Origin of the sequence: Alginatibacterium sediminis, assembly GCF_003610775.1 — a bacterium.
In the GTDB taxonomy this organism is placed as follows: Bacteria; Pseudomonadota; Gammaproteobacteria; order Enterobacterales; family Celerinatantimonadaceae; genus Alginatibacterium; species Alginatibacterium sediminis.
The window spans coordinates 211776-224618 of the sequence record NZ_RAQO01000001.1 but is presented as its reverse complement, the minus strand read 5'-3'; the positions used below and the strand labels follow the sequence as shown (position 1 = coordinate 224618).

Annotated in this window: 10 protein-coding genes; all 10 read left to right on the top strand. The window is 43.8% G+C overall.

Annotation, left to right across the window (positions count from 1 at the left end; all coding sequences use genetic code 11):
* Positions 1-143: 143 nt before the first annotated feature.
* A complete protein-coding gene (gene fadB / locus DBZ36_RS01085; RefSeq protein WP_120353073.1) occupies positions 144-2303 on the top strand; it encodes a fatty acid oxidation complex subunit alpha FadB in 2160 nt (719 codons plus the stop codon).
* Between the two features lie 16 nt (positions 2304-2319).
* Complete coding sequence (gene fadA / locus DBZ36_RS01080; RefSeq protein ID WP_120353072.1) at positions 2320-3483, top strand: acetyl-CoA C-acyltransferase FadA; 1164 nt, start codon at positions 2320-2322, stop codon at positions 3481-3483.
* Between the two features lie 141 nt (positions 3484-3624).
* A complete protein-coding gene (locus DBZ36_RS01075; protein WP_120353071.1) occupies positions 3625-4341 on the top strand; it encodes a response regulator in 717 nt (238 codons plus the stop codon).
* Entirely contained in the window at positions 4341-5780 is a 1440-nt protein-coding gene (locus tag DBZ36_RS01070) for an ATP-binding protein (protein WP_120353070.1), read from the top strand. The genes DBZ36_RS01075 and DBZ36_RS01070 overlap by 1 nt, the downstream gene beginning before the upstream one ends.
* A 23-nt stretch (positions 5781-5803) precedes the next feature.
* A complete protein-coding gene (locus tag DBZ36_RS01065; RefSeq protein ID WP_199711743.1) occupies positions 5804-7060 on the top strand; it encodes an ABC transporter substrate-binding protein in 1257 nt (418 codons plus the stop codon).
* Positions 7061-7345: 285 nt separating this feature from the next.
* Positions 7346-7612: a sulfurtransferase TusA gene (gene tusA, locus DBZ36_RS01060; protein ID WP_120353069.1), complete on the top strand. Its 267-nt coding sequence runs from the start codon at positions 7346-7348 to the stop codon at positions 7610-7612.
* Between the two features lie 239 nt (positions 7613-7851).
* Positions 7852-8766, top strand: a complete 915-nt coding sequence (glyQ, locus tag DBZ36_RS01055; RefSeq protein ID WP_120353068.1) for a glycine--tRNA ligase subunit alpha — start codon at positions 7852-7854, stop codon at positions 8764-8766.
* A gap of 6 nt (positions 8767-8772) precedes the next feature.
* Positions 8773-10851: a glycine--tRNA ligase subunit beta gene (glyS, locus tag DBZ36_RS01050; protein ID WP_120353067.1), complete on the top strand. Its 2079-nt coding sequence runs from the start codon at positions 8773-8775 to the stop codon at positions 10849-10851.
* Between the two features lie 226 nt (positions 10852-11077).
* Entirely contained in the window at positions 11078-11542 is a 465-nt protein-coding gene (locus DBZ36_RS01045; RefSeq protein ID WP_120353066.1) for a hypothetical protein, read from the top strand.
* 11 nt (positions 11543-11553) lie between these two features.
* Complete coding sequence (locus DBZ36_RS01040) at positions 11554-12807, top strand: valine--pyruvate transaminase (RefSeq protein WP_120353065.1); 1254 nt, start codon at positions 11554-11556, stop codon at positions 12805-12807.
* The last annotated feature ends 36 nt before the right edge of the window (positions 12808-12843 follow it).

Sequence of the window (12843 nt, the reverse complement as noted above, 5' to 3'; positions counted from 1 at the left end):
ATGTTAAACAAGTGTTTAAAACTAGTGTTATATTTGTTTTAATAATTCAGTTGTTAAACATAAGTTTCGAATCGCCGTTTGCGGTGACAATCGAACACCCCTACAAATGGTGCGGTAAAAGCTAGCACCGCAAGGAGAAAAGAATGATCTATCAGGGAGAAAACTTGCATGTTAAGTATGTTCGCGATGGTATCGCCGAGCTATGCTTTGATGCAAAACATGGGAACGTCAACAAACTAGACCGCTCTACATTGGTATCGCTTACTGAAGCTATCCAAACGCTTTCACAAGAGAGCTCACTCAAAGGTTTGATGCTTACCTCAGCTAAAGATGCATTTATTGTTGGCGCTGACATCACTGAATTTCTCGACATTTTTGACTTGCCAGAATCAGAGCTTAGCGCATGGTTGAATAAAGCGTATGACCTTTTCAACGCACTCGAAGATCTGCCTGTTCCTACTATATCTGCCATTAATGGTTATGCCCTCGGTGGCGGTTGCGAGTGCATTCTCTCTACTGACCTTCGCATAGCCGACACCACTGCAGTCATTGGATTGCCTGAAACCAAATTGGGGATTATGCCCGGTTTTGGTGGCACCGTTCGTTTACCGCGCGTTATTGGCGCTGATAACGCCATGGAGTGGATCACTACCGGCAGTAACAATAAAGCTGCCGCCGCACTCAAAGTTGGCGCAGTTGATGCCGTCGTTGAACCGACAAAGCTTTATGACTCTGCATTATTGATGCTGCAATCAGCCATCGACAACAAAGTAGACTGGCGTTCGCGCCGCGCACTTAAACTTGCGCCACTTAGTATGAATCAAATTGAGTCAGCGATGAGTTTTAACGTCGCTAAAGGTATGGTATCGGCCAAGGCCGGTCCGCACTACCCTGCTCCCATCATGGCAGTTAAAACCATCGAAGCAGCAGCGGGTTTGGATCGCAAAGGCGCTTTGGAAATAGAAGCTAAAAACTTTGTTACACTTGCCAAGACAGAAGTATCAACCAGTCTAGTTAGCATTTTCTTAAACGATCAATACCTTAAATCACTGGCTAAAAAGTCATCTAAAAATGCAGCACCAGTGAAAACAGCAGCAGTTATCGGCGCCGGTATTATGGGCGGCGGCATTGCTTATCAAAGCGCCAGTCGCGGTGTTCCAGCAGTGATGAAAGACATCAATCAAGCTGCACTTGAACTCGGTATGAATGAAGCTAGTAAATTGCTCAACAAACAACTCGATCGCGGCCGTATTGATGGGATCAAGTTTGGTAAAATTCTAGCCTCTATCACCCCTAGTTTAGATTATGCCAATATCTCTCGCAGTGATGTTGTGGTTGAAGCGGTGGTAGAAAATCCAAAGATTAAAGCAGCGGTGCTTGCTGAAGTTGAAGACCAAGTGAGCGAAAACACTGTCATTGCATCAAATACCTCAACTATTCCAATTGGTTTGTTAGCTAAAAGCCTAAAACGCCCAGAAAAATTCTGCGGTATGCACTTTTTTAACCCCGTACATCGTATGCCACTGGTTGAAGTTATCCGCGGTGAACATACTAGCCAAGCCACCATTGATACTGTGGTGGCCTATGCTGCCCAAATGGGTAAAACCCCCGTTGTGGTAAACGACTGCCCTGGTTTCTTCGTTAACCGAGTGCTATTCCCTTACTTCTTTGGTTTTTCTAGCTTGGTTGCAGATGGCGCAGATTTTGTTGCTGTTGATAAAGTGATGGAGAAAACTTTTGGTTGGCCAATGGGTCCTGCCTACTTGCTAGACGTTGTTGGTATTGATACCGGTCACCATGCTGCGCAAGTAATGGAGCAAGGTTTCCCTGAGCGCATGACTAAAACTGGCCCTGATGCGATTGACGCAATGTACCAAGCAGAACGATTTGGTCAGAAAAACGGACTTGGTTTCTACGCATATACGAAAGATCGCCGTGGAAAACCAAAGAAAACCGCAGATCCTGCAAGCTACACATTGTTAGAAACTCTACGCAGTAAAGCGCAAGATTTCGACAAAGACACGATTATTGCCAGAATGATGATTCCAATGGTGAATGAAGTCGTTCGCTGTTTAGAAGAGGGTATCGTACAAACCCCTGCAGAAGCGGATATGGCATTGGTTTACGGTTTAGGTTTCCCTCCCTTTAGAGGTGGCGTTTTCCGCTATCTAGATAATATGGGACTTGCTAACTACGTTGAACTAGCTGACAAATTTGCTGATTTAGGCCCGCTTTACCACGTGACCGATGCACTGCGCGCGAAAGCAGCTGCAGGCGAGTCGTATTATGGTTCACAGGCTTAAGAAAAGGATGACTAAAATGAAACAAGCTGTAATTGTTGATGCGATCCGCACCCCAATGGGACGCTCTAAAAATGGATGTTTTCGCCACGTACGCGCTGAAGACTTATCTGCTCACCTCATGAACGCACTAGTGAGCCGAAATAGCCAACTTGACCCAAATGAAATCGAAGATATTTACTGGGGTTGTGTACAACAAACCTTGGAGCAAGGGTTTAACGTTGCGCGTAACGCTGCGCTACTTGCTGGATTACCCCACACCATTGGTGCAACAACTGTAAATCGCCTGTGCGGTTCGTCGATGCAAGCGATTCATGATGCGGCACGCGCTATCGCATGCGACCAAGGTGATGTATTTATTGTCGGTGGCGTTGAGCACATGGGGCATGTCCCTATGAATCACGGCATCGATTTTCATCCTGGCCTAAGCCGTAATGTTGCTAAAGCTGCCGGTATGATGGGTCTAACCGCAGAAATGCTATCTAAAATGCACGGCATTAGTCGTGAACAGATGGACGCATTTGGAGCACGTTCACATCGCTTAGCCCATGCAGCCACAGTAGAAGGTCGTTTTGCCAAAGAGATTGTAGCCATTGAAGGTCATAACGCCGATGGCGTGTTGCAGTTGATTGAAAACGACGAAGTAATTCGACCAGAAACAACCATTGAAACACTAAGCCAACTGCGCCCAGTATTTGATCCTGCTAATGGTAAAGTGACAGCAGGGACTTCATCTGCATTAAGTGATGGAGCTTCAGCGATGTTAATGATGTCGGAGCAACGCGCCAAAGACTTAGGCTTACCAATACGTGCCAAAGTACGTTCTATGGCTATTGCTGGCTGTGATCCATCCATCATGGGTTACGGACCGGTTCCAGCTAGTCAAAAAGCACTAAAACGTGCCGGACTAAACATCAGCGATATCGATTTGTTCGAACTTAACGAAGCGTTCGCAGCTCAAGCCTTACCGGTTGCAAAAGACTTAGGTTTGGCTGATGTCATTGATGAGAAAGTTAACCTCAATGGCGGTGCAATTGCACTTGGCCACCCATTAGGGTGTTCGGGTACACGTATTTCAACAACCTTGCTCAACTTGATGGAGGAAAAAGATGTGAATCTTGGTCTCGCCACCATGTGTATCGGCCTTGGTCAAGGTATTGCAACGGTGTTTGAACGCGCTTAAATCACCGTTTTACGTACTTTAAGCGTGGTACAACGTTAGTTGTGCCACGCTTTTTTATTGCGTTGATGTTGCCTCGCCTATGTTTGCGGTATGCTACCCACTGCAAAACATAAATTCGCCGAACAAGGTAGCTATTAAACGATGATCGCGAGCAAGCAGTTACTCGTTGTTGATGACGACGTAGAAATTAGAACCCTTCTTGATAAATACCTAAGTAAGAATGGCTTTGATGTAATTACCGCAAACGACGGTATTGAAATGGCTGAACAACTTGAAGCACACGATCCTGATCTTATCATTTTGGATATTATGCTTCCTGGTGATGACGGCTTTACTCTCTGTCAGCGTATTCGTCACCATTCTAATGTTCCTATTATTATGCTTACCGCCAATAGTGACGAAATGGATCGCATTGTTGGCTTAGAGCTAGGCGCTGACGATTACATTGGAAAACCGTTTAACCCGCGCGAACTTTTAGCCCGCATTAAGGCGCTGTTACGACGAACTCAAATTATGAGTCCGGAGCCGCAGGCGACACGCTATATCCGATTTAACGAATGGCGTTTAGATACCCAAACCCAACACCTTCATCATGATGACTCGGAATCATTTGAGTTATCCAGTAGTGATTACCGACTGCTCCAATTGTTCCTACAGCATCCCAATGAAGCACTAGATCGCGATCAAATTAGCGATGCAACACGCGGCCGAGAAAGCTTACCCATGGAACGTGGCATTGACGTGCAAATCAGTCGCTTACGTCAACGCCTCAAAGATGATGGCAAAAGCCCGCGCATCATTCGTACGGTGCGTGGTGCTGGATACATGTTGGTTGCTAAAGTTAGTTTCGAACGTTAATGACTATTAGAAAGTTCATTGAGCGACTCAAACCAAAGTCGCTACTTTCAAGAATGCTATTGCTGATGCTGTTAGCTATTGCTCTCGCGCAAGGAATTAGTAGTTCAATATGGTCTTATCAGTTTCGTATAAGTGAAGACCAAGGACTTAAAGCAACCACTCACAACCTTGCTTTGAGTTTGGCCTCTACTGTGACCTTTTTTGAGTCATTGCCAGCAGAATATCGCCACATTGTGCTCGATCAGTTGCGAAATATGGGAGGAACACGATTTTTTGTATCACTCAATACCGAATATTTAATGAATGATTCGGTACCTGACACCCATAAGAAAAAACTCATCATAAATGAAGTAGAACAAACGCTGCATGAAAACCTGCCAAGCTATAAGCAGGTTTATGTTGATTTTTCGCCGCCTGAAACACTTCGCGTATTTAACAACGACATATTAATGCAAGATCTTCCACCGTCGTGGGCAAGCCATACATTATCTTTAGAGCCGATCAATCCGCCTATCTTGGTTACCCAAATTCATGTCGGCGATGGAGAATGGATTTATTTGGCTGCCTTACTTCCTGCACCCTATTTGACGCTTGAAGATACGACTTTAACGACGCAACATTGGATGTTCATCATTTTGATGACCGGTTTCTTACTTGTATTCACCTATCTAATCGTGCGAAGACAAACTAAGCCGATGCGTAACCTTGCGAAGGCTGCCAGCTCGCTAACCATCGATCTATTCCAAAAGCCCCTAGCTGAAGAAGGCAGTAGCGAAATTGTTCAGGCAACTCGAGCCTTCAATACCATGCAAAGCAAACTAAAACGCTATATTGAAGATAGAGAACAACTTTTTCGCTCAATTTCTCACGACCTCAAAACCCCAATAACTCGGTTACGCCTGCGTGCTGAATTACTCGACGAAGAAGAAGTTATCGATGATTTCAATCATGATCTTGACGAGCTAGAAATTATGGCCAAAGGTGCTCTACAAACCGTAAAAGATACTGATATACACGAGAACTTAGCGGATATAGATATTATGAAGTATCTACAACGCATTTGTGAGCCTCATGTTAAGAACGTGACGATTATAGGCCACACTAATGGGCCATATTACGGCAAGCCTTTAGCGATAAAACGTTGTATGGCTAACTTGCTCGAAAATGGAGTTAAGTACGGCGAACGTGTCGACATATTTGTGCTTGATGAACCTCTTGAACTTTGTTTGTTGTTCGTAGATATAGGTCCTGGAATACCAAATCAACGTCTAACGGACGTTTTTAACCCCTATGTCCGACTAAACGAAAACAAACCTGGCTCAGGTTTAGGTTTAGGTATCGCTCGCAATATCGCCCACGCACATGGGGGAGAAATCACCCTACAAAACTTGCCTCAAGGTGGCTTGGAAGTGAAATTACAATTACCGCATATTCACTGATTCCGCTCTAGGAGGTGCTCGAGATGAAAACAACAGTCATTCAAAAACTATCGTTATTAATATGCGGTGTTAGCTTCATTTCAAGCCCTATGGCCGACGAAATAGAGCTTTTACATTGGTGGACTTCGAAAAGTGAAGCCGGTGCCGTACTCGCTTTAGAAAAAGCGATAACCGAGCAAGGATATACCTGGAAACCGTTCTCTATTAGCGGTGGCGGAGGTGAGAACGCCATGACGGTTTTAAAAACCCGAGCCATTTCGGGGAATCCGCCTACTGCGGCGCAAATAAAAGGCGACGAGATTAAGGAATGGGCCAAACTTTCCTTCTTAATGCCACTTGATGGAATCGCGGCAGAACAAGATTGGGAAGCTATAATTCCACCCATCATTCTCGAGCGAGCTCGCTTTGAGGACCATTTTTATGCGGTACCATTTAATATCCATCGGGTTAATTGGCTTTGGGCCAACCCGATGGTATTTGAGCAAGCAGGCGCTGAGATCCCCCACTCCATTGAGGCGTTTTTTGTCGCTGCTGACAAGCTAGAACAAGCCGGATTTATTCCCCTAGCCCATGGTTTGCAAGACTGGCAAAACGCCACGATTTTCGAAGCCATTGCGCTATCAGTACTTGGTCATGAAAAGTATTTGAAAGCCTTCTTCGAACTTGATGCTTCAATTATCGAAAGTGAAGATATGGTTCAAGTTTTTAAGTACTTTAAACAAATTCGTTCTTATATTGATAAAGGTGCCAGAAATAGACAATGGAACGAAGCCTCTCAATTGCTTATTCAAGGTAAAGCAGGGATGCAAATTATGGGAGATTGGGCTAAAGGCGAATTCACAGCATCTGGAAAAGTACCTGGCGTAGATATCGTTTGTGCTGCGGTTTTTGGTACCGATGATATGTTTAGCCTAAACTCTGATAGCTTAGCCATTTTTAAAGGGGGTAAAGGCGAAGACTCATCTATGCAATTGGCCCTAGCTAAAGCCGTTCTTGATAAAGATTTCCAAATTGATTTCAATCGCCATAAGGGATCTATTCCTGTACGCCAAGATATCGATTTGTCTGATTTTGATACTTGTTCTCAAGAGTCGTCTCGCGCTTTCAAACAAGGCGAACTTACCGGGGCTTTAGTCCCAAGTTTTGCCCATGGCCTAGCGAATTCTAGCGCCGTTCAAAATGCAATTTTTGATATCGTTAACCGCTACTTCAATAACCCGGAAGCAAGCCCAGAACAAACTGTTTTACAATTGTCGCGGGCTGTTAAGGCAGTACGTTAATCATAACAAAATCATCTTTGACATTTTGACAATATATTGGCTGAAACTATTTAGTAACTCCGACATTTGGTACAGATCAATGCGTCTGAACATCGCTCGCGGCATTTTGTTACAGTTTAAGGTTTTGTTATTCCTCAATAGAATTTCAAGTACTTACAGCGGTTAATCTGCTATCAACAAACATACGATTCGCTAGGCGTGTATTCATCAAAATCAAACATACCCTAGACTATACCAAGCGCTAGTCCTACAATTACTAACTACTAGTTGATTAGGCCTGTTGTTATGAGCCAAGAAAATATATCAATCCAAAAACTTGAAATCGACTGCGATCATCATCTAGATGCGATAGGTTTGCGTTGTCCGGAACCAGTAATGATGCTGCGCAAAGCCATGCGCTCGATGGAGCCAGGGCATACATTAAGTATTTTGGCCGACGACCCGTCTACAACTCGCGACATCGCCAGTTTTTGTATGTTTATGGACCACACCTTAGTCAGCCAACAAATTGAAAATAAGCCCTATCAATATGTGGTAAAGAAAGGCAACTGAGGCTATACGTAACTTATTACTTTACTGTGTCTGTGTTATTGCCAAAAATTCGTTTTCAAGCGCTTGTTGTCTCAATAAGCGCCCTTAAATCTGACTTCTCTTAGAATCATCGCCAACAAATCTAAAAAAACGCTCAAATGCGCTGCTAATTGCAGCTAATTCAAACACAAAACGGTTAGGCTAAGGTATACTTTGACGTTTGATGAACCCTAACTAATCCAATAGCGTGACAAGCCACGATGCATAAATACGATATAAAAACATTTCAAGGTCTAATCTTGGCCCTCCAGGATTATTGGGCACGCCAAGGTTGCGTGCTTATTCAACCATTAGATATGGAAGTAGGCGCAGGAACATTCCATCCCCAAACATTCTTGCGCGCCATTGGCCCTGAGCCTATGAGCAGTGCTTATGTACAGCCTTGCCGACGACCAACTGACGGACGCTACGGAGAAAATCCAAATCGCCTACAGCACTATTACCAATTTCAAGTTGTGTTAAAGCCGTCTCCAGACAATATTCAAGAATTGTATTTAGGCTCATTAGTTGAGTTAGGTATTAATCCTGAAGTTCATGACATTCGATTTGTCGAAGATAACTGGGAGAGCCCCACACTTGGAGCCTGGGGACTGGGTTGGGAAATCTGGTTAAATGGCATGGAAATCACTCAGTTTACCTACTTCCAGCAAGTGGGTGGCTTAGAATGCGCACCAGTTACCGGTGAAATCACCTATGGATTAGAACGTCTAGCGATGTACATCCAGGGCGTAGATAGTATTTATGACTTAGTCTGGACTGATGGTCCTATGGGCCGCGTTACCTATGGTGATGTTTTCCATCAAAATGAAGTCGAGCAATCAACATACAACTTTGAACATGCTGACATTGATGCGCTTTTTGCAAGTTTTGACCAGTGTGAAAAAGATAGTCAAAAACTTATCGAAGCCGGGTTACCGTTACCTGCATATGAGCAAGTCATGAAAGCTAGTCATGCTTTTAACTTGCTTGATGCTCGCCATGCGATATCAGTAACAGAACGCCAGCGTTATATTTTGCGGGTTCGCGCCCTGTCTAAAGCAGTCGCTGAATCTTACTACGCTGCTCGCGAATCGCTCGGTTTCCCAATGTGCAAAGATGCAAAACAAAAGGCTTAACAGAAAATGATGGTTGAAAATCTACTAGTAGAAATTGGTACTGAAGAGTTACCACCAAAATCTCTGCGTCGACTTGCTCAGTCATTTGCCGACAATGTACAGCAAGGCCTCTCTAATGCAGAGATCGAATTTGATAGTGTTCAATGGTTAGCTGCTCCACGTCGTTTAGCGCTTATCATTAAGCAAGCAGCCGCTAAGGGTGCCGACAAACAGGTCGATAAACGTGGTCCAGCAGTTTCAGTTGCTTTTGATGAGCAAGGCAATCCTAGCAAAGCAGCACAAGGCTGGGCTCGCTCTAATGGAATTGAAGTAGCACAAGCGGAGCGTTTGGCTACCGATAAAGGCGAATGGTTACTTCACCGCTCGTTGGTTAGTGGTCAAGCCTTGTCAGCGGTTTTTCCGACAATTGTAAGTGAAGCCCTTAACAAACTACCGATCCCAAAACCAATGCGTTGGGGCAATAAAAGCACGCAGTTTATTCGTCCGGTGCATACAATTACCATGTTATATGGCGATAAACTAATTCAAGGCACTATCTTAGGTATTGAGTCAGCACGCACCATACGCGGGCACCGCTTTATGGGCGAAGCTGAATTTGAATTGGCGCATGCTGACAACTATATTCAAGACCTAGACCAACGCGGAAAAGTTATTGTCGACTACGAAAGACGCCTAGCAATTATCCGCGAGCAAGTAGAAGCCGAAGCGGTTCGTGAAAATGGTATAGCCCAAATTGATGAGGACCTACTAGAGGAAGTTAACTCACTTGTAGAATGGCCAGTAGCTATGGTCGGCGGCTTTGAAGAGAAATATCTCGAGGTTCCTTCTGAAGCGCTTATTTACACCATGAAAGATAATCAGAAATATTTTCCTATCTTGGCCAAAGATGGTGGTTTGCTACCGCGCTTTATATTTATTTCAAATATTGTATCCAAAGACCCTATTCAGGTCATTGAAGGCAATGAGAAAGTCGTACGCCCTCGCCTTGCAGATGCTGAGTTTTTCTATAAAACGGATCGTAAATTCACCCTTGAGCAACGTTTAGATTCGTTGAATAAAGTTGTTTTCCAACAAAAACTTGGAACCCTTCTCGATAAGTCTAAACGTGTTTCAGAACTTGCCGCATTTGTTGCAGCAAGCATTGGCGCAAGCAGCGAACATGCACAACGTGCTGGATTGCTTTGTAAAGCTGATTTAATGAGTGAAATGGTACTTGAGTTTCCCGATATTCAAGGTGTGATGGGCATGTATTACGCTCAGCACGACGGTGAGCACGAACTTGTAGCCCAAGCCTTATGTCAGCAGTATTGGCCTCGTTTTTCCGGTGATAAGTTGCCAGAGAGCAAAGAAGCCAGTTCTGTTGCTATTGCCGATAAACTGGATACTTTGGTCGGTATCTTCGCAGCAGGTATCTTGCCTAAAGGTGATAAAGACCCCTTTGCACTAAAACGCGCGGCAACAGGTATCTTGCGAATTGCTATCGAACAAAACCTGGATCTTGATTTAACCATTCTGTTTACAAATGCACTAAATTTGCTTCCAATCAAACTTGATCAAGCTCAAACAGAAACCTTAATCGACCAGCTCATTGAATTCGTCCACGCGCGCCTTAAAGCACAATACCTAGACCAAGGTGTCGATGCTACGATGATACAATCAGTACTTGTTCGCAAACCTACCAACCCGCTTGATATTGAACGTCGGGTAAAAGGTGTTGCAGAGTTTTGTACCCATGAATCAGCTGATTCGTTAGCAGCAGCTAACAAACGCGTTTCAAATATCCTTAGCAAAAACGCAAAAGATATAGCAAACAAAGTAGATCAGGCTCTGTTAGTGGAACCAGCAGAACTTGCGTTATCGAAAGCAATCGTTGCCGCCGAGCAACAAGTGGCTCCGTTATTTGAAGCAGGTGAATATGGGCAAGGTATGCAGGTGCTTTCAACACTTAGAGAACCGGTTGACCTGTTCTTCGAAAGTGTGATGGTTATGGCTGACGACTCTGCTATTAAAGCAAATCGTTTGGCGTTACTGGCCAGCCTACAAGGCTTATTTCTACAAGTAGCAGATATCTCAATTATTCAATAGTTTGTCTATCGCTATATAATCAAGCCGAGCAGCACTGCTCGGCTTTTTTGTATCGAAAATACCAATTTCTGATAAGCAACAGTACTTGGTATTGCTTATCAATACCCCTATCATGTTTATAAACATGCTTTCATCTATATAAAGCTAAAAACTGACCATTTCCATTAACAATCGGCACGCATATTATGTTAAAGGAAAATAGTAATAACTCTAGAAGGAGCTTCTTGTGACCAAAAAGTTAAGTTTACTTGTTCTTTCGCTAGCGGCATTAAGTGCTTGTTCTACGTCACCAATCATCAGTGATACTCCAAGCGTTACTAGCACAGATACAAGCAAGGCCATCTATTTACGCGGTGTATTTAACTGGTGGGAGGCTATAGAAGAAAATCGTTTACAAGAGCTCTCCTCAGACCCTGGCTTATTTAGAACCCGCACTGTAGAGCCTTTAATTGCCGACGGTCAGCCTTATGAGTGGAAGTTTGTCGACGCAGATTGGACTTGCGGAAGTAATTTTGGTCATAAAGAACAAAGTTCAACGATAGAGCTCGGTCAAGAGGTTGCTTTAGACAATTGTTCGCCTTTTAATAATCTCAGCTTTACACCAATAGAAGACGGATACTATGACTTCTATTTGGATTTACGTAATCCCAATCAAGCAAAAGCTTTTATTAAGCGCGCTGATAATAACTAGGAAGCCTTTGGATGCAGTTTTCGGAGTTTGGTAACAAGTTTGGTGGTGATAGCGGTATAACTCGCTTGATGGACGATTTGGATCAAGGTATACGAGCCGGTGATGAACTAATTATGCTCGGTGGCGGAAATCCTGCGTCAATTCCAGCACTTGACGAAGTTTTTGCCAATTACCTAGCTCAACTACTAGAATCTGGAGAGTTACTCAATCAACTTTGTAACTATGATGGGCCTCAAGGCAATCGCAAGCTCATCGAATCCTTGGCTACGTATTTGTCCGGTTTTTATGGCACAGATATCGGCCCTGAAAATATTGCTCTTACAAATGGAAGCCAAAGTGCATTTTTCTATCTTTTTAACCTGTTTGCTGGGGCATCTTCGCATCAGAGCATTTGCAAGAAAGTTCTTCTACCTTTAACTCCTGAATATATAGGTTACGCAGATAGCGGCTTATCCAAAGAACATTTTGTAGCTTGCCGACCAATTATTGAAAAATTGGAAAACCGTCGTTACAAATATCATGTTGATTTTGAAGCGGTCAATAGTACGCTTAACGACGTAGGGCTTATTTGTGTATCTCGTCCGACAAACCCTACAGGCAATGTTATAAGTGACGAAGAACTGTTCAAACTTGATGCTATTGCCCAAGAACGTGGCATTCCTCTACTCATCGACAATGCCTATGGCGCACCATTTCCAAATCTAATTTTTAAACCAGTAAAAGCCTTTTGGAATCAGAATACGATCTTGTGTTTAAGTCTTTCTAAACTTGGTTTACCTGGAACTCGTTGCGGAATAGTCGTCGCCAATAGTAAAACCATTAAGGCCATGACCAACCTAAGCGGTATTATCAATTTGGCTCCTGGAAGTATTGGGCCAGCGATACTTACGCCGATGTTAGAAGGTAATGATATTGACCGTATCAGCAACGACATAATCAGACCTTTTTACCTAAAGAAATCTCAACAAGCAGTAAAGTTGCTGCAAGCTGCAATACCATCTGATCGCTTCAACATTCATGTTAGCGAAGGCGCTATGTTTTTGTGGTTGTGGTTCGACGGTCTCCCCATCGATGATATGCAGTTATACCAGCGCTTGAAGATAAATGGTTTGCTAATTGTTCCTGGAAGCTATTTCTTCCCAGGATTAGCGGGCGATTGGAAACATCGTCAGCAGTGCATCCGATTACACTTCGCCCAAAGCGATGACGATATGATCCGCGGGATTAAAACCTTAGCCAGCATTATTAATCCACTTTTGGATTAGCCAAAAACAAAAAAGCCAGGCTTAAGCCTGGCTATG